This is a genomic window from Pseudomonas oryzihabitans, assembly GCF_006384975.1.
GTDB lineage: Bacteria > Pseudomonadota > Gammaproteobacteria > Pseudomonadales > Pseudomonadaceae > Chryseomonas > Chryseomonas psychrotolerans_B.
Genome location: NZ_CP021645.1, coordinates 3,777,964 through 3,798,136 on the forward strand (window position 1 = coordinate 3,777,964; position 20,173 = coordinate 3,798,136).

18 protein-coding genes, 1 pseudogene and 3 CRISPR repeat arrays (1 of these 22 cut by a window edge) are annotated in these 20,173 nt (G+C 65.9%); of the genes and pseudogenes, 9 read left to right on the forward strand and 10 right to left on the reverse strand.

The window, feature by feature from the left end; translation table 11 throughout:
- Positions 1 to 105 precede the first annotated feature (105 nt).
- Positions 106 to 735, reverse strand: coding sequence for a thiol:disulfide interchange protein DsbA/DsbL (locus CCZ28_RS17035; RefSeq protein ID WP_140219897.1), 630 nt, complete (start codon positions 733 to 735; stop codon positions 106 to 108).
- 202 nt (positions 736 to 937) lie between these two features.
- Here CCZ28_RS17035 and yihA point away from each other — a divergent pair, with 202 nt between their 5' ends.
- The gene (gene yihA, locus CCZ28_RS17040) at positions 938 to 1,576 is read left to right on the forward strand and encodes a ribosome biogenesis GTP-binding protein YihA/YsxC (protein ID WP_140219899.1); all 639 of its coding nucleotides are present in this window, start codon (positions 938 to 940) and stop codon (positions 1,574 to 1,576) included.
- 188 nt (positions 1,577 to 1,764) lie between these two features.
- Here yihA and argC read toward each other — a convergent pair whose 3' ends face one another.
- On the reverse strand, positions 1,765 to 2,718 hold the full coding sequence (gene argC, locus CCZ28_RS17045) for an N-acetyl-gamma-glutamyl-phosphate reductase (RefSeq protein ID WP_140219901.1): 954 nt from the start codon (positions 2,716 to 2,718) through the stop codon (positions 1,765 to 1,767).
- Between the two features lie 259 nt (positions 2,719 to 2,977).
- Here argC and CCZ28_RS17050 point away from each other — a divergent pair, with 259 nt between their 5' ends.
- The 5 genes from CCZ28_RS17050 (at position 2,978) to CCZ28_RS17070 (ending at position 6,296) form a co-directional block, all read left to right on the forward strand.
- Positions 2,978 to 3,187, forward strand: a complete 210-nt coding sequence (locus CCZ28_RS17050; RefSeq protein WP_140219903.1) for a DUF1127 domain-containing protein — start codon at positions 2,978 to 2,980, stop codon at positions 3,185 to 3,187.
- A 73-nt stretch (positions 3,188 to 3,260) separates the two neighbouring features.
- Positions 3,261 to 3,581, forward strand: a complete 321-nt coding sequence (locus tag CCZ28_RS17055; protein ID WP_058794409.1) for a DUF2388 domain-containing protein — start codon at positions 3,261 to 3,263, stop codon at positions 3,579 to 3,581.
- A 102-nt stretch (positions 3,582 to 3,683) separates the two neighbouring features.
- Positions 3,684 to 3,983 carry a DUF2388 domain-containing protein gene (locus CCZ28_RS17060; protein WP_140219905.1) on the forward strand — a complete coding sequence of 100 codons (300 nt, stop codon included), beginning with the start codon at positions 3,684 to 3,686 and terminating at the stop codon, positions 3,981 to 3,983.
- 34 nt (positions 3,984 to 4,017) lie between these two features.
- On the forward strand, positions 4,018 to 4,338 hold the full coding sequence (locus CCZ28_RS17065) for a DUF2388 domain-containing protein (protein WP_058763100.1): 321 nt from the start codon (positions 4,018 to 4,020) through the stop codon (positions 4,336 to 4,338).
- A complete protein-coding gene (locus tag CCZ28_RS17070) occupies positions 4,335 to 6,296 on the forward strand; it encodes a DUF7844 domain-containing protein (RefSeq protein ID WP_140219907.1) in 1,962 nt (653 codons plus the stop codon). The genes CCZ28_RS17065 and CCZ28_RS17070 overlap by 4 nt, the downstream gene beginning before the upstream one ends.
- Positions 6,297 to 6,443: 147 nt before the next feature.
- Here the strand turns inward: CCZ28_RS17070 and CCZ28_RS17075 are convergent, their stop codons facing one another.
- Positions 6,444 to 7,907: a YdgA family protein gene (locus tag CCZ28_RS17075; RefSeq protein ID WP_140219909.1), complete on the reverse strand. Its 1,464-nt coding sequence runs from the start codon at positions 7,905 to 7,907 to the stop codon at positions 6,444 to 6,446.
- 266 nt (positions 7,908 to 8,173) lie between these two features.
- Here CCZ28_RS17075 and CCZ28_RS17080 point away from each other — a divergent pair, with 266 nt between their 5' ends.
- The gene (locus CCZ28_RS17080) at positions 8,174 to 8,839 is read left to right on the forward strand and encodes a nucleoside/nucleotide kinase family protein (RefSeq protein ID WP_140219911.1); all 666 of its coding nucleotides are present in this window, start codon (positions 8,174 to 8,176) and stop codon (positions 8,837 to 8,839) included.
- A gap of 76 nt (positions 8,840 to 8,915) precedes the next feature.
- Positions 8,916 to 9,483: a CRISPR direct-repeat array (repeat unit 28 nt; unit sequence TTTCTAAGCTGCCTATACGGCAGTGAAC).
- A 186-nt stretch (positions 9,484 to 9,669) separates the two neighbouring features.
- On the opposite strand, the gene CCZ28_RS17085 is transcribed toward CCZ28_RS17080, so the two are convergent.
- A complete protein-coding gene (locus tag CCZ28_RS17085) occupies positions 9,670 to 10,203 on the reverse strand; it encodes a DUF924 family protein (protein ID WP_140219913.1) in 534 nt (177 codons plus the stop codon).
- A 202-nt stretch (positions 10,204 to 10,405) separates the two neighbouring features.
- Here CCZ28_RS17085 and CCZ28_RS17090 point away from each other — a divergent pair.
- Both CCZ28_RS17090 and CCZ28_RS17095 read left to right on the forward strand, forming a co-directional pair.
- Positions 10,406 to 10,716, forward strand: a pseudogene (locus tag CCZ28_RS17090) (type II toxin-antitoxin system RelE/ParE family toxin).
- A gap of 5 nt (positions 10,717 to 10,721) precedes the next feature.
- Positions 10,722 to 11,009, forward strand: a complete 288-nt coding sequence (locus CCZ28_RS17095) for a helix-turn-helix domain-containing protein (protein WP_140219915.1) — start codon at positions 10,722 to 10,724, stop codon at positions 11,007 to 11,009.
- 16 nt (positions 11,010 to 11,025) lie between these two features.
- Positions 11,026 to 11,534: a CRISPR direct-repeat array (repeat unit 28 nt; unit sequence TTTCTAAGCTGCCTACACGGCAGTGAAC).
- A 130-nt stretch (positions 11,535 to 11,664) separates the two neighbouring features.
- Here the strand turns inward: CCZ28_RS17095 and cas6f are convergent.
- From cas6f to cas1f, 6 genes are all read right to left on the reverse strand, one after another.
- Positions 11,665 to 12,225, reverse strand: coding sequence for a type I-F CRISPR-associated endoribonuclease Cas6/Csy4 (gene cas6f / locus CCZ28_RS17100; RefSeq protein WP_140219917.1), 561 nt, complete (start codon positions 12,223 to 12,225; stop codon positions 11,665 to 11,667).
- Positions 12,226 to 12,227: 2 nt separating this feature from the next.
- Positions 12,228 to 13,253 carry a type I-F CRISPR-associated protein Csy3 gene (gene csy3 / locus CCZ28_RS17105; RefSeq protein WP_140219918.1) on the reverse strand — a complete coding sequence of 342 codons (1,026 nt, stop codon included), beginning with the start codon at positions 13,251 to 13,253 and terminating at the stop codon, positions 12,228 to 12,230.
- A 12-nt stretch (positions 13,254 to 13,265) separates the two neighbouring features.
- On the reverse strand, positions 13,266 to 14,240 hold the full coding sequence (csy2, locus tag CCZ28_RS17110; protein ID WP_140219920.1) for a type I-F CRISPR-associated protein Csy2: 975 nt from the start codon (positions 14,238 to 14,240) through the stop codon (positions 13,266 to 13,268).
- A complete protein-coding gene (gene csy1, locus CCZ28_RS17115; RefSeq protein WP_140219922.1) occupies positions 14,227 to 15,543 on the reverse strand; it encodes a type I-F CRISPR-associated protein Csy1 in 1,317 nt (438 codons plus the stop codon). Before csy1 ends, csy2 begins: the two co-directional genes overlap by 14 nt.
- A 155-nt stretch (positions 15,544 to 15,698) precedes the next feature.
- Entirely contained in the window at positions 15,699 to 18,944 is a 3,246-nt protein-coding gene (cas3f, locus tag CCZ28_RS17120; RefSeq protein WP_140219924.1) for a type I-F CRISPR-associated helicase Cas3f, read from the reverse strand.
- Complete coding sequence (gene cas1f, locus CCZ28_RS17125; protein WP_140219926.1) at positions 18,941 to 19,909, reverse strand: type I-F CRISPR-associated endonuclease Cas1f; 969 nt, start codon at positions 19,907 to 19,909, stop codon at positions 18,941 to 18,943. Before cas1f ends, cas3f begins: the two co-directional genes overlap by 4 nt.
- Positions 19,910 to 20,103: 194 nt before the next feature.
- Positions 20,104 to 20,173: a CRISPR direct-repeat array (repeat unit 28 nt; unit sequence GTTCACTGCCGTGTAGGCAGCTTAGAAA); it runs 740 nt beyond the window's last position.

Sequence of the window (20,173 nt, forward strand, 5' to 3'; positions counted from 1 at the left end):
CTAGGGTATCGACCGTTACGGGGAAAGTTTGTGCAGGACGACCGGAGGCCGCTTGGGAGGGACGAGCTGAGGAGTCGCCGCCGCAGGATGCGGCGGCGGCGGAGCTTACTTGGCGGCGCGTTCTTTCTGGATCAGGTAGTCGGCGACTTTCAGCGCCTCGTCCGGACCACCGGCGGAGCCCAGGTCGAAGCGGTACTTGCCGTCGACCACCATGGTCGGTACGCCGGTGATCTGGTAGGCCATGGCCAGCTTCTTGTCCTTTTCCACCTGACCCTTCACGGCGAAGGAGTTGTAGGTGCTGAGGAATTTCTCGCGATCCACACCCTGGGTGGCGAGGAAGTCGGCCATTGCCTCGGGGGTATCCAGCTTCTTGTGCTCCTTGTGGATGGCGGCGAAGACGGCGTCATGCACCTTGGCTTCCACGCCCATGGCTTCCAGGGTCACGAACAACTGACCGTGCACGTTCCAGATGCCGCCGAACATGGCCGGTACGCGCTTGAAGTCGACATCGGCGGGTAGCTTCTTGGCCCAGGCGTTGAGGGTGGGCTCGAAGGCATAGCAATGTGGACAGCCGTACCAGAACAGCTCCACCACCTCGATCTTACCGGGTGTGGAGGTGGGCACCGGGCTGCTCAATTCCACGTATTGCTTGCCGGCTTGGATGTCGTCGGCATGGGCGACCGCACCGAACAGGCTGGCGGCGGCGAACACGGCGGAGAAAAGCAGGTTGCGCATGGGGCTACTCCTAAAGAATGAGACGCCCACCAACCGGGCGTGACGAACTGCGGGCATTGTAGCCGGGCGCATCGCCACGCCTAGTCGCCCGCTCAGCGGACGCCGGCCATGTTCAGGCTTCGTTCAGGTTACCGGTGGGCAAGGCCCTCATCTGGCGCATCCGATATACTGCTGGCTTTGCCGCGCGGTCGCGAGTACGCCCATGTCCAGCTTCAAGAATCCCATCGTCGGTCTGTGCCAGCAGGCGTCCTTTCTCATCAGTGCCGCCAAGGTCGAGCAGTGTCCGACCGACAGCGGCCGGGAAGTCGCCTTCGCCGGGCGCTCCAACGCCGGCAAATCCAGTGCGCTCAATACCTTGACCCATGCGAGCCTGGCGCGTACGTCCAAGACGCCTGGACGTACCCAGTTGCTCAACTTCTTTTCCCTGGATGAAGAGCGGCGCCTGGTGGACCTGCCCGGTTATGGCTACGCCAAGGTGCCGATCCCGCTCAAGCAGCACTGGCAGGAGCACCTGGAAGCCTATCTGAGCAGCCGTCATTCGCTCAGCGGCGTGGTGCTAATGATGGACATCCGCCATCCGCTGACCGAGTTCGACCGTTTGATGCTGGACTGGGCCCAGGCCAGTTCCATGCCGCTGCACATCCTGCTGACCAAGGCCGACAAGCTGGCCTTCGGTGCCCAGAAGAATGCCCTGCTCAAGGTGCAGCGCGACGTGCGCCAGGGCTGGGGCGATACCGCCAGCATCCAGCTGTTCTCGGCGCCCAAGCGCCAGGGTGTGGAAGACGCCCAACGGGTGCTGGCCGCTTGGCTGGGCCTGGGCGAGCCCGCCGCCGAGGCATAAAAAAACTCCGGACTTCCATCGGGGGAGGGGAGAAGTCCGGAGTCCAAGTCTGGTCCGCCCAAGCGGGGGCCAGAATCTGCCAACACTAAACAGCAAAGGAGCAGAACGGCTATCCAAACCGTTCAGCTGTTCAGACGGGGCACCGTGAAAAAGGTTCGCCCCGGCCGAGAATAAAGCGCGTGTCCGGATCAGCGGCCGCTGGCGAGGCCCAGGCCCTCGTCGACACCCAGGTGCACGTTCATGCACTGGACCGCCGCCCCGGCCGCACCCTTGCCCAGATTGTCCAGGCGCGCGACCAGGGTCAGCCGCTCGGCGTTGCCGAAGACGAAGAGGTCGGCACGGTTGGTGTCGTTGCTGGCCTGGACGTCGAAGAAGCCATTGTCCAGCTCCTCCTCGGCCGCCACCGGTGCGACGCGAATGAAGGCTTCGCCCTCGTAGTGGCGCGCCAGGGCGGCCTGCAGGTCGGCAGCAGTGGTGCCGGGACGCAATTGGCTGGCGTGCAGCGGAATGGTCACCGCCAGGCCCTTGAGGAAGGGACCGACGATGGGGCTGAACACGGGAGCCGCGGCCAGACCGCTCTGCACGCGCATTTCCGGCAGGTGCTTGTGGCCCTGGGCCATGGCGTAGGGCCGCGGGCTCTGCAGGCGCGCATCGCCACCCGCTTCGTAGGCGGCGATCATCTGCTTGCCACCGCCGCTGTAACCGGTCAGGGAAAAGGCCGACAGCGGCGTCTCCGGGGCCAGCAGGCCGGCGTCCACCAGCGGGCGGGCCAGCAGGATGAAGGCGGTGGCGTGACAGCCAGGGTTGGCGATGCGCTTACTGGCGCGGAGCGCCTCGCGCTGACCCGGAGCCAGCTCGGGCAGGCCGTAGGTCCAGCTGCTGTCGGTGCGGAAGGCGGTGCTGGCGTCGATGATGCAGGTGTTCGGATTGGTGACCAGGCTGACCGCTTCACGGGAGGCGGCGTCGGGCAGGCACAGGAAGGCCACGTCGGCGGCATTGAGGAAGCGTGCCCGCTCGGCCGGGTCCTTGCGCTTGCTTTCGTCGATGCGCAGCAGCTCGATGTCCGGGCGACCGGTCAGGTAGTCCAGCAGACGCAGGCCGGTGGTGCCTTCCTGGCCGTCGACGAAAACTTTGAAGCTCATGGCGGTGCCTCTCGCGGATGGGCGCTGAAAAGCCGATTGTAGCGATTCGAGCAGTTCAGGGGTACGCCGGAGGTCAGGGATACAGCTGCATTCCGCGCGACCGGCGCAGTAGGGCGGGCCAGAGCTGTTCGGCCAGGTTTGACAGGTACAGATTGAAATCTAAATATTTTGTATAGATACAGTAATGCATGGCTGTAGGTGTTGCGCTTGCCTGTTACCGGTGAAGCTGGGTCTCCCTGCCGCTTCACTGGAATCTGCCATGGACCGCCTTTCGTCTAGTACTCCGTTCACCGGCCTGCGTACCTGCCGCCTTGGACTCGGCCGTCTGCTGGGGCTGTTGGCCCGCTGGCGGCACCGCATGGTTTCGCGTCGGCAGCTGCAGCAACTGGACAGCCGAGCGCTGGCCGATCTGGGGCTGAACCAGGCAGATCAGTATCGGGAAGGCGACAAGCCGTTCTGGCGGGAGTGAAATTCCGCGCCGGGATGCGACTTACTGGCGCTGACGGTAGTCTCACTCAGGCCTATCCAGACGGGAGTCATCCATGAAAACGCTACACCTGGGCGCCGCCGCGGCGCTGTTCTGCCTGTCCTCCGCCGCTTCGGCGTCGAGTTTCTATGTCACCACCGACATCATCGTCAACGCCATCGACGCGACCTCCGATGCCACCTCGGCCATCACCGGTTCGTTCAAGAACGACAAGCTGGTGCTCGAGGCGCGTGACGACGCCGCCAGTTTCGTCGGCAGTGCCGGCGATATTCGCGGGGTACGCCTGGAGGCGGCGCTGGATCATCTGCGCACCCAGGCGCCACAGCTGCGTCAGGCCAGCGATGCACAGCTGGCCCAGGCGATCCTGGCGATCTAAAGCGCAACACCGCGAAACGCTAGGCGCGCCGCTTGGCGGCTAGCCCGCGGCGGGGTGCTGCGTTAGCCTTGGCGACCATCTGCCACCGGAGGGTCGCCAACCATGTTTTTCCGCCGTTCTGCCGGGCTGCTGCTCGGTCTCTCTCTTGCCGCACCGGCGTTTGCCTTGGACTCCACCACCGAGAGTCTGGTCAAGACCCTCTATGGCACCAGCCAGCTCACCACCGCGCCCTTCCAGAACAAGCTGGTCCTGGCGGCGCGGGACGATGCCGCGACCTTCGTCGCCACCGACGGCGTCGTGCGTGGCGCGCAGCTGGAAGAAACCCTGAGAGCCCTGCGCGCGGCCGATCCCGGCTTGCACGCTTCCGATCGGGAACTCGCCCAGGCCATTCTGAGTCAGTAATCCGTTTCAATTCCGTGACATCCCTGGAGTATCCATGCGCCGTTCCCTGCTTATCGCCGCTGCCCTGACCCTGGGCGTTTCGAGCCTGGCTCAGGCCCAGACGCTGGTGGCCACCAGTAACATCGTGGTGCGGGCGCTGCAGCGCAGCATCGACTTCACCTCCGATACCACCACGTCCATCCGCGATGCCAAGATGATCCAGGCGGCGCGTGGCGATGCCGCCAGTTTCGTCGCCAGCAATGGCGACATCCGTGGCGTGCAGCTGGAAGAAGCCTTCCGCAGCCTGCGCGATCAGCTCCCGGCCGCCCGCGAGGCCAACGATCTGCAGCTGGCTCAAGCCATCCTCGCGCTGTGAACGGCCGTGCCGGCCGGCTGTGGGTGTGGCTGGCCGGCCTTGCGGCCGGGTTGGCCCTCGGTGGGGCCCAGGCCGCCCTGCGCCTCGAACTCGATACCCAGGGGCTGACGCCGGCCCAGGTCCAGGCGACCCAGCACCTGCTGGATGAAGCCCAGGCGTTGCTGCCACCGACATTCAAGGCGGCGCTGGATGAGCGTATCCAGGTGCACTGGAGTGATGAGTTATTGCAGGAGGCCTATGGCGAGGCCGACCGCTACACCCTGCAACTCAACCGCCGCCTGTTGCCGAGCCTGGTGGATGGCAGCGATACCCGGATCCAGACCGGGCGTCCCCACGGCACCCAGCATCGCGAGCTGCTGGCCACGGTGCTCCATGAGCTGACCCACTTCTACGACCGTGAGCAGGTCTGGACGCCTGCGCAGCGCCAGCTGATCCTGTACTGCGGTGGCCTGGACCTGACGTCCGACAAATTGCCGCTGAAATGCCAGGGGCAGGCCGGGCGCAGCTATACGCTGTCGGATGATCCGCGGCTGCTGGACCTGGCTGGTTGGCAGGTGAAGACCCGCAAGTACGGTAATCGCGAATCCAAGAATCTGTTCGTTGCCCGCAGTCCCGATCTCTATGAGCTCACCAACCCGAAGGAATTCGTGGCGGTGAACATGGAGTACTTCCTGCTCGACCCCAGCTACGCCTGCCGGCGACCGGGGTTGCAGCAGTATTTCGCCGAGCATTTTGGCTGGTCGCCGCCCCACGACGCCTGTCCCGGTCGCTATCCCTATCTCAACGCCGGCAACGACTTCGGCGAGGCGCCCCTGGGCTGGCTCGATCCGGAGCGGGTCTATGCGGTGGACTACCTGCTCGCCGAGGGTAACGAGAAGGTCATGAGCCGCTGGGGGCACAGCATGCTGCGCCTGGTGGTCTGCGCGCCCGGGCGGCCGCGTGGGCCGGATTGCCGGCTGGATCTGCAATACCATCTGGTGCTGTCGTTCCGCGCCTTCGTCAACGATGTCCAGCTCTCCAGCTGGCGCGGCCTGACCGGCTCCTACCCCTCGCGGCTGTTCGTGTTGCCGCTGGCCCAGGTGGTGGACGAATACACCAAGGTGGAGCTGCGGGGCCTGCAATCGGTCCCCCTCAAGCTGACCCGCCCGGAGATCGCCGACTTCCTCGAGCGCACGGCCCAGGTGCACTGGAGCTATGACGGCCAGTACTACTTCATCACCAACAATTGCGCGGTGGAGACCTTCAAGCTGTTGCACGATGGGGTACCGCGTTTGGCGGCTGCCCAGCTCGACGTCATCACCCCCACTGGGCTGATGGATGCCCTGAGGATCAAGGGGCTGGTGGATACCTCGGTGCTGGACGATCCGCGCGAGGCGCTGCGCCTGGGCTATCGCTTCGACAGCTTCCGCGAGCGATTCCAGGCGATGTTCAAGGTGGCCAAGGAGCGCCTGAGCCTCCCTCAGCCGGATGTAGAGGCCTGGCTGGCGCTGACCCCGCAACAGCGCCGCGCCTACTTCGCCCACGCCGACCTGCGCGGCAGTGCTGCCCTGTTGCTGCTGGAGCAGGCGGCCTATCGCCGGGCGTTGCTGCAGGCCCAGACCGAGCTCAAGGACCGCTACCTGGGTGAGGACGCGGTGGACAAGGCGCGCTTCGGCAAGGCCGGCAATGCCCTGGAACAGATCCTCAAGGACAGCGGCTACCTGAGCCGGCCCGCCGAATTGCTGGGTACCACCGGCTATGGCCTGCCGCAGCCGGGCGAATGGCAGCAACTGACCGCCGAGAGCCAGAAGCGCCAGGCCCAGCTGCGCAGCCTCAGGGACACGCTGAACAATGAGGTCCGCCAGCTGCTCTCGCCCGAGGCACGGGATGGCCTGGATCTGACCGAGGCCAACCTGGACCTGCTGGGCAAGCATCTGCGTGAGTTGAACAAGGCCAGCGGTGGCCTGGAGCTGAAGTAGGGCGGTTGGGGCTGTGTTGGGGCTTCGCTGCGCTCAACAGTGCCCAAGGCCTAGCTTGCACTATTGGGCTTCGACGATGAAACCGTCTCAACCCAACCTACAAGTCCCGTAGGTTGGGTTGAGCGTTATCGAAGCCCGACACTGCACTTAGCGCTTCGGCGCCTTGTTCTGGGGCTTGGCGGGAGGCGCCGGTGGCTGTGGTGGCTGCAGCAGGGCCAGCAATTGCTCCGGTGGGACTTCCTGGCCGTTGAGCAGCAGGCGACCCGCCGCGTAGTTCAGCGTGGCCACCAGATCCTTGCCTTCGGCTTTGAGCAGGCCGCTGTTCAGGCCGATGTTGGCCAGGGCTTCCGCGGTCGCCTGGGCCTGTTGCTGCATGGCAGGTTGCTCGCGCTGGCCACCGGCCTGGAACAGTACGCCGTCCACCAGGCTGCTGCGCGCCACCGCCAGGCGAGCGTCGAGCCGGGACAGCACCTGGGCACCGAGTTGCGCTGGCGGCAGGTCATAGGTCGTGGGCTTGTCCAGCGTCAGGTCGAGGCGCAGATGGTTGCTGCCGCTTGCCGTGTCGAAGCGCAGATCGTCCACCACCAGTTGCGGACGTGTCGCGAGGACGTCGCTCAGGTGCTGTTGCAGGGTCGCCTGGGTAGTGGGATCGAGGCCTTCGTCGGTATCCAGCGGCAGGTGCTGCAGCAGGGTATTCAGTTGGGCGAGAGCGGGGCTGTCGAGATGGCTGTAGCGGGCGCTCAGGGTCGCCTTGCCCAGCGTCTGGCCGGCCACGGCGAGGCGACCCAGGCTGGCGTCGAGCGTGCCGGAGAGCTGCTGGCCCTGTTGCTGAGTATCGCCCTTTAGCTGTAGGTCCTGCAATTGCACCTCTGGCTGGCCGGGCATGGCCAGGACCAGCCCCGTCAGGCGCAAGGCGCCCGGGCCGAGCCAGAAGCCATCGGCATTGCGGCGGTTGTCGCCGGTCAGGCTGAGGCCTTGCAGTTCCAGCTTGGTCCAGCCGTCGGGCGTGCGGACGTTGAAGCTGAAGTGCCCCACCGAGCCCTCCAGGCGGAACTGCTGGGCCTCCAGATCGGTACGGAAGCCGGCGTTCAGGCCGGAGAAGGCGACTGCGCCCTGGGGCTGGTCCATCTGCAGCGGGGCGACGATCAACTGGCCGTCGACCGCCCGGTCGTAGCCGAGCGTCGCGTCGAGCTGCACCGGCTCGGCGCCCTTGGCCAGGGTGAACAGCTCCGCCACGATGGGAGTGCGTATCAGGGTGAGGCGGTTGACCGCCATGACCGGCGCCAACTGCAGGGACTTCAGGCGCGTGAGCGGGAAGGGGCCGTGTTGGATCTGGTCTGCCACCCGCAGCACCTCGACCGGGGAGCGGTCTTCCGGTTGCATGCTCAGGCTAAAAATGGCGCTGCTGCTGAACAGGCCACGGTGGAACTCGGCCAGCTGGATCTGCGGGCGATACTCCGGCATCTCGGCTTGCAGGGCTGCCTGGGCCTGGCTTGCGGCCTGGCGCAATTCGCCTTCCAGGCGACCCCCGGTATACCAGGCGCCACCGACGCCGATGCCGACGGCCACCAGGGCAAGACCAGCCAGGGTGGTGAAAAGAGGTTTCTTCATGGGGCGACAAATCCCTTTGCAAAGGTCACGCGGGAATTGCCCACGCAAATCGGAAGCGAGTGTACGAAAGCGCCGAGCCAATGCCGAGGGGGATAACGGGTCCGCTACGATGGGTTTGTGATCCCTTTCCACTGCGGCTCGCCCTGAGTCGACGACTCAGGCAACGGGTGCTAGCGTGCCGCGGTCCCCTCTGCCGGAGAATCCGCCATGACCGCCCCTGTATCCCTGCCTGCCATCCCTTCGGTTTCGCTGCGGGAGGTGCTGGCATGAGCAGTCAGCGTCCGGTGGAAGGTCTGCAGCTACCGGCCGAGCTGCTGGCCCGCGCCGAGGCGCTGCTGGCCCGCGGTGGCCGGCGCCTGCTGGGCATCGCCGGCACGCCCGGCGCGGGCAAGTCGACGGTGGCCGAACTCCTGGCGGCAGCCCTTGGCGAGCGGGCCGTGGTAGTGCCCATGGACGGCTATCACCTGGCCAACCGCGAACTGGCCCGCCTGGGCCGCGCCCAACGCAAGGGCGCGCCGGACACCTTCGACGCCCGCGGCTATCGCGCCCTGCTGCAGCGTTTGAAAGACCCGGTAGCGGGCGAGACCGTCTATGCCCCGCTGTTCAATCGCGAGATCGAAGAGCCCATCGCCAATGCCATTCCCGTCCATGCCGACACCCAGTTGGTGATCAGCGAGGGTAACTACCTGCTGCTGACCCAGGCGCCCTGGAGCGATGTGGCCGAGGTGTTCGACGAATGCTGGTACGTGCGCGTCGACCCCGAAGAGCGCCGCGAACGCCTGGTCGCACGCCATATGCATTTCGGGCGTAGCCGCGCGGACGCCGAGGCCTGGGTGGAGAGCACCGATGAGCCCAATGCGCGGTTGATCGACGGGGACAGGGCGCGGGCGGATCTGGTGGTGGAGTGGCGGGATGGGGCGGGGAACGGGTAGGCCGAGAGAGATACGGGTGTTTGCTGCCTTTGCGGCAGTGAACACCGAGGGTATCGGCCCGGCTGATCATGGCGTATTTCTAAGCTGCCTATGCGGCAGTGAACTTGGCACCGCGCAGGTCGGCACCGCGCAGGTTTTTCTAAGCTGCCTATACGGCAGTGAACCTGGTGTCCTTCGGCCAGGGCTATCAGTCCATTTTCTAAGCTGCCTATGCGGCAGTGAACGACCGATCCGGTTGCAGCCACGGCCGACTTACTTTCTAAGCTGCCTATGCGGCAGTGAACGATTCGAATTAGCGCGCCCAGCCTCGGCGAATTTTCTAAGCTGCCTATACGGCAGTGAACTACGTCCGCCGCAAATTCCGCCGGCTCTTCAATTTCTAAGCTGCCTATACGGCAGTGAACCGAGGATCAGGCGGTAAAGCTCGGCATTCTCGTTTCTAAGCTGCCTATACGGCAGTGAACGCCGCCTGCTCCTCGCTGAGGGAGACGCCGCATTTCTAAGCTGCCTATACGGCAGTGAACGACTACTTCTTCTTCCAGCACGAGAAGCGCCATTTCTAAGCTGCCTATACGGCAGTGAACCCCAAGCTAAAGCTGCGCGGCCACGACGTAGATTTCTAAGCTGCCTATACGGCAGTGAACTAGAGCGTTTTCTGCATAACGCCTTGATATATCGAAGACTAACCGGATTTTCCTCGCAAAACCCTTTTTTCGTGCCTTTTTCCAAGTCATTGATTTTTATCGTTGTAAGGCGGGTATCAAAAAAGAGGGTATGAATGCAGCGTCATCCACCGAGACCGGACAGACGCTAGCCTGAACCCTGCCTGCTTAGAATCCGCCGCCTGCATCCAGCCACGTCTGCTCTTCCGCTGTATTGATCCGCCCTAGCGCCCGGTTACGGTGTGGAAAGCGCCCGAAGCGGACAATTACGTCCAGATGCGCCTGGGCATGGCTGCGGTAGTGCTCGATGCCTAGCGCCTCGAACAATTCGAGAGAGCGGCGCTGATCGGCCAGGGCTTCGGAATGCTCGAACGGCAGATAGAAGAAGGCGCGCAGCTCGGGTTCGATCTGTAGATCCAGGCCGGCAGCGATCGCCTGTTGGGCGTAATGCAGGGCCAGGGCGTCGGTGGCGAAGGTGTGGCCGCTGTGGCGGAAGATATTGCGTGGGATCTGGTCGAGCAGCAGGCAGAGGGCCAGGGCGCCTTCGGCCTTGTCGGCCCAGCTATCGAATTCGCGGCGGCTCGCGTTGAAATGCGCCGCCTCGAAGCGCGTACGGCATTCGGTGTCGAACTCGGCGCCGCCGCTGAACCATTTGCGTCTACCGGCGGAGCGCCAGAAGGTTACGACCTCCCGTGGTTGCATGCTGTCTTCCTCCGATCGATTCCGGCTCGCCTGGGCGGTGGCTCCACCAACAAGAATAGCCTGGGGACTTGCGCCCAACGACCGCTCGGTATGGTGAAACATAGCTATCCATGTACGGCTGCACCAGAGTGAATAGTGCGTCATTGACTCACATAGCGACCGCGGTATGATCGTGGTACGCCAATGACGCATGGATCGCGACATGATCTTTATCGAAACGCCGGTCTTCACCCGGCTCGTCAAAAAGTTGCTTGAGGATGATGCCTACGCTGCTTTCCAGCGCTGGCGCAAAACCCGACAGCAGGCGATGTCATCAAGGATACCGGTGGCCTACGCAAGATCCGTGTCGCCAGCGGTGGCCATGGCAAGCGTGGCGGCTCTCGGGTGATCTACTATCACTTCGCTGCCGATGCTCGCATTGCCCTGCTACTGATCTACCCCAAGAGCGAGAAGGACGACCTCTCAGTCGAGGACCGGAAAGCCTTGAAGGCCATGATCGAAAAGTGGAGATAGACAGCATGACCAAGTTCTTAGATGACCTCATGGAAAGCGTTACCCAAATGGACGAGATCGTCCGGGGTGAGCGGCAACCTTCCCGTGAGTTCCACGTCGATGCCTTGCAGATCAAGCAAATCCGCAAGAGCACCGGACTTAGCCAGGTGCAGTTCGCCAGGAAGCTCAATATCGACGTCGGTACGTTGCGTAACTGGGAGCAAAGCCGGCGCGAACCCACCGGCCCGGCGAAGGCCCTGTTGGTGGCGCTCAGGAACGATCCCGTGCATGTGCTGGCGGCGCTGGAGGCTTAGCCGTCTTGGGTGCTGGTTTCTGGGCTGCCTGCGCGGCAGTGAATCGATACTCGGTCGGTACGCCAGATGGCATGCGTTTCTAAGCTACCTGCACGGCAGTGAACGCTCCGAACATCCGAGACCGGCTCTACTGGTTTTTCTAAGCTGCCTACGCGGCAGTGAACCTGACCAGGGCGAGCAGGGCCTCCTCCTGGACTTTCTAAGCTGCCTACACGGCAGTGAACGTCATACAGCGCGGCGCCGCAGTTGCGTTCCCATTTCTAAGCTGCCTACACGGCAGTGAACCCGTTGAGCACCCAGACGCGCGCGCCCGGGACTTTCTAAGCTGCCTACACGGCAGTGAACACCCGTTTTCACAAGTATGCCGATGACGAAATTTTCTAAGCTGCCTACACGGCAGTGAACCCAGGGCGAAGCTGAAGAGCGGCCCCCGGAAATTTCTAAGCTGCCTACACGGCAGTGAACGGCAAGCTCGCCGCGTTCGTCTCCGCCGACAATTTCTAAGCTGCCTACACGGCAGTGAACTAGACCCCAAACCACCCAAGTCCTTGATTCCAAAGACTTAGGTGGTCTACTACCCTCTCCAACCCTTTTTTCTGCTCTCTTCGTAACCCCTTGATTTTAAAAGGTGCTTTTAGGTGCTCGAAAAAGAGGGTCAAAACCAGGGCACGGTGGCCGTGGTGCTCAGGCCGTAGCGGTTGAAGGTCCCTGGGAGGGGCGCGTCCAGCAGCGGACCGTGGCGGATGAAGAGGCGGAAGCGTTGGCCGTTGCCGCTGCTGCGCAGGGTGACGAAGGGCAGGGTGCTGCGTTTGGCGGCACTGTCGGGGATGCGCTGGCGCGCCTCTGCTTCGCTGAGGCCGTGGCGTTTCATCAGGCGGCGGCGGAGGCGGTCCGGGTTGCTGTCCACCTGGACGCGGTTGACCTGGCGCCAGCGGACCTGGGCCGGTATTGGCGCCGGCGCCCCCAGGTGCAGGTGGTCGCGCATGCCGGTGAGCCAGTCCAGTGCCAGCAGTCGGTCCAGGGCCTCGACCGGGCCATGCAGGCGCAGCCGGGTGCCCAGGGTCGGGCCGGCGTCCACTTCGGGAAAGCTGATGCCCACGTCGTCGCGCCGCAGATCGTCGAGCCCGCGGTGCAGTTTGGCGAACAGGGCGCTCATCAACTGGGTGGCGGGGAATTCCGGGTCCGGCAACAGCCGGAGGTCGAGGTAGTGGTCCATGGCTACTTCTCCTCGGCGGCCCCGAAGACGCCACCGCGGATCAGGTTGGCGATCACGAAGTGCTGCTGGTCGAGTTCCGGCACCTGGTCATGCAGCACCCAGTTGTCGAACAGGCTGTAGAAGTCGAGCTTGTCCTTGGGCTGGCGGTAGGCCTTGCCCTGGGAGGTGACGGAGCCATAGGGCTCGACGGCGATGGGGCCCAGCTCGCCCGCGCCGGGATACCAGGTATCCAGGGTGCGCAGGGCGTTGCCGATCTTCTGCGAGTGGATCGCCGCCACGTCCCGCACCTGATAGAGGGTCTTGCTCTTGCCGCCCTTGTCGCCGCGGTCGAGGATCAGTTCCTGGGAGGGGAAGACCTCCTGGCCGTCGCCGATGCGAACGAAGGCCACCACCTCCAGCAGCAGATGGCCTTTGCCGGCCAGGCCGTCGGCGATCACGGCGCCGAGGCTGTCGACCTGGGCGTCGGCGGTGAAGCTGCGCAGCGGCACGGCCAGGCCGTCGAAGCGCCAGCTTTGCGCGGCGGCGCCGTCCTGCAGGCGGGCGATGCGCACCTCGACGGCTTCGGCACCGACCCGGTTGCGCCAGAGGAAGCGGCCATTGGCCAGGTTGGCGGCGTAGCGCCGGCCCAGTTCGCTGAAGCCCTGAGCGCTCACGTAACCCTGGACGGTGGCCAGCAGCTTGGCCTGGTAGTCGACGTCGTTGCAGGCCGCGGGGGTACCGGCGCCGCCCAGAACGCGCAGGGTGAAGCGCACCTTGAGGGTGTCGGCCTCGGCGGGTAGGGCGGCGACGTCGACGGTCTGCAGGTTGGGCGCCTGGATGGAGGCGTCCAGCTTGGCCGGATCGCGGTCCTTGGTCTTGAGGCGGTTGGAGATGGTGCCGCGCACGGATTTCTCGCGGATGGCGATGGGCTGCCAGGCGCCGGCCTCCCGCTCGTTCCAGCGCCCGGCATAGAGCAGGGCATCCGAGGGGTCGAGCTTGCGTTCGAAGGCGAGGACGGAGGCGGTGTTCAGGGTAGCGATCTTGGCCATGGTCGGATGTCCTTATGCGAGGGCTTCGAGGTCGAGGAAGGGCGTGGTGCAGCGATACAGGCCGGCGTCGGGTTCGGCCTGGTGATACCAGAGCAATTGGCGGATGTCGGCGAAGCGGTGCGGGCTGCGCCATTCGCCGAGGCCGTAAAGGCTTTCGACGAAGTGGAAGGGCAGGCTGCGGTCGCGGGCATTGCGCACGCTGCCGGGCGGGTGGGCCGCCAGGGAGCGATAGCCCAGCGGGATGGGCACCAGCCAGCCGCTACGGGGGCGCAGGTGCCAGTCGGCCTGGGGCTCGCCGTGCTCGTCCTCGGTGCCGGGCGGATCGATGTTCAGGCGCGTGAGGTCGAGCAGGGCCTCCAGGCTGGTCAGGCCAGCGTCCTTGGCTTGCAGCGCGGCGGTGCGTTGGATGAGCAGGTCGTCGCGGGGGATCAGGGCGAAGCCGGGCAGCAGGCGGCGGGTGAGGCGACGGCTGAGCTGGAATTCTTCCTCGGCCGTGCCGGGCCAGAATTCCAGCAGTGGCCGCTGGCGCTCGCCCAGCGCCCAGGTCGGCGGCAGCAGGCTGCCACCGGCCAGACGCATGCCCAGCGCTATGTCCCAGGCCCGCTGGGCGATGGCGGTCAGGTCCAGCAGGCCGTCATAGAGGGCGTTGCCGGAGACCCCGATCAGCAGGCTGACGTCCAGGTGGATGCGCCCCTCTTCGACGATGGCGGCGGTGGCGCCGTCCTTGCCGACCGGATTGCGCGTCAGGTGGAACACTCGAGTGCGCTTGCCGGCCGGTACGGAGGTCTGCGCCTGGTGGTGGTGACAGACGATGGCCACCCCGGCGAGTTGGATGTCCAGCTCCTCGCGCAGCTTGAGTTCCAGGGCCTGGACGAAGCCGGTGAAGGCGGTGACCGCCGGAAAGCCCCAAGTCAGGGGGCCGGAGATGGCGTTGGCGTTCTGCACGCGCAGGCGCGGCAGCAGGAGCAGGGCTTCAGGCGCGTCCATCGTCGAGCATCTCCTTGAACAGCTTCAATTCGTCGTGCAGCACCCCGCGCCAGTGGTCGGCCTCGGCTTCGCCCAGGCGCAAGGTGTCGTGATCCAGTTTGGCGTTGAGCCAGTTGCCGAAGCGCTGGCTGGCCTGCGCCGGCCAGTCGCGCCACAGGTGGCTGCTGCGAAATTCCGCATCCGTATGGGCGCGCAGGGGGTCGAGCCAGTGCCGTTCGCTGTCATCCAGGCGGCAGTCAGGATGGGCGCTCCAACCGGGGGCCAGGACGGCGTTGCGGTTGGCCTCCAGCAGCTCGGCGGCGTACTGGTGGAAGGCGTCGGTGATGTCGCCGAGCAGGCGGGCGCGCTTGCGACGGATCTGCCAGTTGTTGTGGGCCGTCACCCGCAGGAAGTGCTGCAGCTCGGCCACCCGGGCGCGCAGAGACTTGTCGTTGCGATAGAGGAATTCGAAAGCCGAGTCGCGGCGCAACGGCGGGCGCAGGTCGAGGCTGCGCCAGGCGGGCGGTAGCGAGGCGAGTAGCCAGTTTTCGCCATAGCGTTCGCTGTTGAGCTGGCTGATGTTCTGCGGCTTGGTTCCGCCGAATTTCTGGATCGCCAGGTCGAGGTATTCGCAATAGCCCTGTGTGGCCGGTTGGCCGCTCTTGCGGGCTTCGCGCGCCGCCTTGGCGGTTGCGCCGAAACGATCCTCTCGCAGGCGTCGCTGCACCCGGTGCACCAGGCTGGTGGGGAACAGCGGCGCCAGCAGGTGATAGCCACCGTCCGGCAAGGGGAAATAGACCTGCTTGGCCAGGCTATGGGAGGCCGCTGGGCCACGGCTGGTAGTGATGGCGGCGAAGCTGGCGCACCAGGCCTGGGCCTGCTCGGCATCGTCGCTCAGAGCGGCGAGCAGGTCGGCGTCCTGTTCCAGCACGCGTTGCAGCAGGCTGCGCCCTTGATATTCCAGCTTGAGCAGCTTGAACACATCCAGGGCCGCCGCGTTGCCTACCACGTCGTCGTCCCACTGGCCGGCCAGGCAGTGGCTGGAGACCAGCCCCGGCAGGTCGACAGCGGCCGGTGGCACATGCAGGTTGCTGCCCCGGGCGTCCGGGTGGAGGGGCTTGAGGGTATGGGTGGCGAGCTGGATCTGGGCGACGCGCCGGGCGGCATCGGCGAGCCAGGTGTCCGGGCGGTGGGCGTCGAGCAGCGGCTGGCGCTTGGGATCGTCGGCGGCCAGCTTGTCGAGCTTGGCCTCCAGGCGGGTGCGGATGAAGTCGTGGATCAGGTCGCGCAGGGCGATGGAGGTGGATGTGCTACTCGTCGCCATGAAACCTCCTGTCTAGGCGAAAGCATACGAGTGTCGGAGGACAACCTGTCCTTCGAGTAGGGGCTGATCGGTCCAAAGCCGGTCAACGACCGGCCTGGCCTGCTGAATCAGCATCGCAAGGCCTGGGCAGACAAGTAAACCGCCGGTTCGCAAAATCATTTGCCACGAGCAAACCCCAACCATGGATGCCAACGCCAGGGCCGATCCGTCAGGGTGCCGCTGTCGTTGCGGTCGCAGTCGAGGCTGAGGCGGCCATAGCGCTGGGCACAGGCGCGCAGGCTGAGGCCTTGGCGTTCGGCCAGGGCGTGCAGTTCGGCTTCGTAGCCGGTATGGCCCCAGCTGTGGACGCGGGCGCCCAGGCTGAGGCGCATGTCCGTCTTGAGGTTACCCACCGGCCGCCAGGTGCCGTCCTCTTCGTCGCGTTGGAAGGTGAAGGGCGGTTCGTCGTCCAGGTCCGGCAGCAGGGCATAGTCGAGCTGGGGCTGTCGCTTGCGGAAGGGTTGGGCCTTTTGCAGCAGGCCGGTGAGGGCGGCTGGGCTTTGCCACCAGAGCGGTGCCGTATAGGCGGTCTTGCTGGCGCCTTCGCCCAGTAGCTCGGCGCGTAGCCGGGCGTGTTCCAGATCCACCAGGCGAGTCGTGGGTTGCAGGGCGGTGGCCTCCTGGATACGGGGCGCGGCATCGATGGCGAAGCCAGGGGAGGGCAGCAAGGCGTGCAGGTCATGGCTGGCCAGGCGCCAGGCCTTGGCCTCGAAGCCGGGGCGCTCGAAGGCGGGAGCGATCCCTTGTAGCGCCTTGAGGTTGTGCGAGAGCAGATAGAGGTTGTCCGCTGTGCAGGCGCAGGGGCGATGGCGGCGGATGCGGCCGGCCAGTTGGATGATGGAGCGCATGGACGATGGCTCGACGATGGCCCAATCGTAGTCGTGATCGCGGCCCACCTCGGCCACTGGCGAGGCGAGCACCACGAACAGGTGATCGGCTTCCGGGTAGCGGGCAAGAGACTCGCGGACCACGGGGTGCGCGAATACCGCCTGGGGATCATGGCGGCGCAGCAGGGTATCCAGCTGGCGTTCGATGGCCGAGCGCAGCAGCAGTGGAAAGCGCGAGTGATAGACGCACAGATGCAGGCGCGTGCCCGTGGGTGCATCCAGGGCGTGGAGTGCCTGGGCCAATTCGATCAGCGGATCGATGTTGGCCATTCGCAGCAGCCCGAAGCTGACGCGTCGACCGTCGGCGGCCGGGCTGTGATGGTGCTGGTGCAACTCGCTCATCCAGCCGGGCAACTGGGCGGCCAGTTCGGTACAGAGGGCGCCGCGTGCGCGGCTGCTGGCTTCGAGGGGTTGGATGCGCGCCCGGCGCCGCACGGGCTGCTGCCCCAGGGCCGCCAGGCGCCGGTCGATGAAGGCCGCGTGTTGGTGGGCGAAGGCGTCGCCGTCCGCTTCCTGGGCGCTACTGCAGCCGAATTCGTCGAACCAGGCGCAGCAGATGGCGGCCGAGGTGCCCGGTTCGCCGCGATGTTGGCGATAGGCGGCGCGGCCGGCGGCATAGGCTTCGAACAGGCCGCGCACCAGGGCCGGTGGCAGGGTGGCCGAGGACAGCAGCACGCGGCTGCCGAGCAGGCCGGCCCAGTGCACCAGGCGGGTCAGGGCCGGCAGGTCGGCCAGGTCGAAGTCGTCCGGTTCGTCCAGCACCAGGTCGGCGGTGAGCAGGCGCAGCATGGGCGCGATCTGCCGGCCGCCGCGGATGCTTTCGCAAGCTGGCATGAGGTGGTCGAGGGTACAGACCAGCACGGGCGCGCTGACCAGCCGGTGCGTCGGCGGATCGTGCTGTAGCCACTCCTTGAGCGGGCCGTCTTCCAGGTTGGCCGCGTAATGGACGTGGCTGTTGTCCAGCAGGGCGGCGGCCGACTCACTGCCTTGCGCGGCGGCGCGCCGCTCCTGGGCGTCCAGCTCGAACAGCTCGCGCACCGCTGGGCCGCCGACGCGGATGGCCAGGTCGTCCTCGTCCAGGCCGAGCTGTTGCCGATAGGCCTCGCCGGTCTGCAGGGTGAGGGTGCGCAGGCCGAGGGCGATGCTGAAGCGGGCACCGCGCTGCGGATCGGCCAGGGCATAGAGGATGCGACCGTTGGCGAGGGTCTTGCCGCAGCCGGTGGAGGCCAGGTTGACGCCGAAGAAGCCCTGCCGGGCCGCGGTGTCGCGCAGGCCGCTGGCCAGGTCGAAGGCGCGGTCCTGCCAGCGGAAGCGTTCCTCGGTGGCGCGGCGCTTGAAGCCCTTGTGCCGGGCGATGCGCGGCAGGCTACGTTCCAGGCGCGGCAACAGGCCAGCGATGCGCCGGGCGCCCTGGGCGACTCCGAGCAGGTGTTCGTCGAGGCGCTGCTTGAGGCGCCCGTCGCGGTCGGTGTTGGCGTAGGCGGGAAAGTCCGCCTCGCCCAGGCGCGGCTGGCTGGGCAGGCTCGAATAGTGGTGGTCGGCGAGCATCAGCACCAGGCGCGACAGATGCAGGAGATAGGGATCAGTCAGCAGGCGCTCGGCACCCGACAGCAGGCCCGGCCGTGCGAGTAGGGCCTGGGCACAGGCCGCGCTACGCCGGCGCCAGGCAGCGCTGACGAAGGGCAGGTGGCCCGCCGGAAATTGCCAGCAGGCCGCTTGCTCGGCCGGCGTCGCATCGCTACGGGCGCCGCACCAGTCGGCCGTGATCGGAATGGGTAGCCGCTTCACACCGGGCGTTGGCAGCGATTGAGTGCCGAGGGGCAGGCGATGGTGGCTGACGATCAACCAGCCGATCGCCTGGGCCAGGGGCGGTAGGTGTTGCTGGATGAAAGGGCCGGGCTGGGGCTGATGATCCGCCCGCAGCCGGGTGAGCCAATCCTCGGTGGGGCCGTCGGCCAGGCGTTGCAGCCAGTCCGCATCCCGGCTGCCGCTGCCGACGAAGGCTTCGAACAGGCGCAGCGATACCCACTCGTGGCGGTAGGCGTCGGCCAGGGGGCCCTTGCCGCGCAGCTTGGCCTGGAAGGCGGCGTTGGCCTTGCCGATGTCATGGAACAGGGCCGCCATTTGCGCCAGCAGCTTGATGTCCTCGCCGCTGTGCCAGTCGTTCTCGCCGTCCCGGCGCAGCACGTCGCGGCGGGTGGTGTTGGTCGGTACCGCGCCCTGGTCATTGAAGCGGCTGGCGTCGCCGACGATCCACAGCAGTTCGCTGTGATCGCGGCCCCGGATCCAGTGACAGGCCACGGCGGTGTTGCGGCGGGCGGTCTTCTTCAGCAGCTTGCGCAGGGTGTCCAGGCCGGCCTGGGTGATGGGCGTCTGCCAGGTACGTTCGCCGCGACGCTCGGCGAACTGGTCGAGGATGCGCCGGCTTTCCACCAGGGCGCGCTTGTCGCACTGGCTGATGAGCAGGACGTTCACGCGCCGATCTCCTCGGCCACCGCCTTCAGGGTGTCGATCATGAAGTCCAGGGCCTCGCCGCGGGTCAGGCGCTCCAGGCAGGCCTGGCGGAACTCCTGTTCCTCGTCGCCGCGCACGGCGCTGACGAAGGCCTGGGGCAGGATGCTGGCGTCCTTGACCAGATCGGCCACATCGAACACCAGACCGCCGCGGCGGGTCTTGCCGTGCAGCACCGCCAGGCCATGGGGCAGGCCGAGCACCCAGGTGGCGCTGGCGGCCAGGCCGTAGGCCAGGTAGTTGCCATGGTCGAGGAAGCGATTGGCCGGGTCGCTGCCGGAGCCGTGCTTGGCGCGGGTGAAGTCGCCATAGCCGACGGCCCGTGCCGCCAGGGCATAAAGCTGCTTGCTCAGGCGGGCTTCCTCGGTGAGCAGGAAGGTGTTGTCGGGCGCTGCCTGGATGGCGTTGCGCGATGCGGCCAGGGCCGCTTCCAAGGCCGCCGGATCGATCTGGAAGCCGGCCTCCTGCAGGGCACGCTCCTGCAGCCAGCCCAGGCGAATCCGCTCCAGGCGCGCCAGTTGGAAGGCCTTGGCCGCGGCCAGCCGCTTGGCTTCGTCGAACCAGAAGCCGACCCAGCGTTGCAGGTACTCGGTGGGGCGGTACTCGCTCTGGGGCGAAAACCAGGCCACTTCCACATCCATCTCGTTGGCCGAATACAGCGGCGTGCCGCCACCGCCGCAGAAACCCACCAGCACACCCGCCCGAGCCAGCTCGCGCATCGCCGCCTGGGTGATGGAAGTCCCTGTGCCGAGCAGCAGGGTAGTGGTATTGGCGATGGGAATGTTCCAGTACAGCGACTGCTGGCCCGCCTCGGTCACGTACTCCACCCGGCCGCCGTTCACCAGCACGCGGCAGTGCTGCAGGTAGTAGAGATTGGCGCGCTTGGAATGCAGGATCGACTTGAGATCGGAAGGGCTGAAATCGTCCATGACAGCGTCCTTGATGTCGGTGGCGGGCTGGCCGTCATCTTGGCGTGGCGGGTGGCTGGGCGGAACCCTTTTTTTGCGGCGCTTGGTGGGGCCTTTGAAATCAAGGGGTTAGGGGAGGGGATAAAAAGAGGGTCAGGCGGCGAAAAAGCGGGTGGAAAGCTGTTGTATCAAGGGGTTGGGCGGGAAATACTCTAGTTCACTGCCGTGTAGGCAGCTTAGAAAAGTGGCAATGCCCGCTTGCCGAGGCTCCAGAAGTTCACTGCC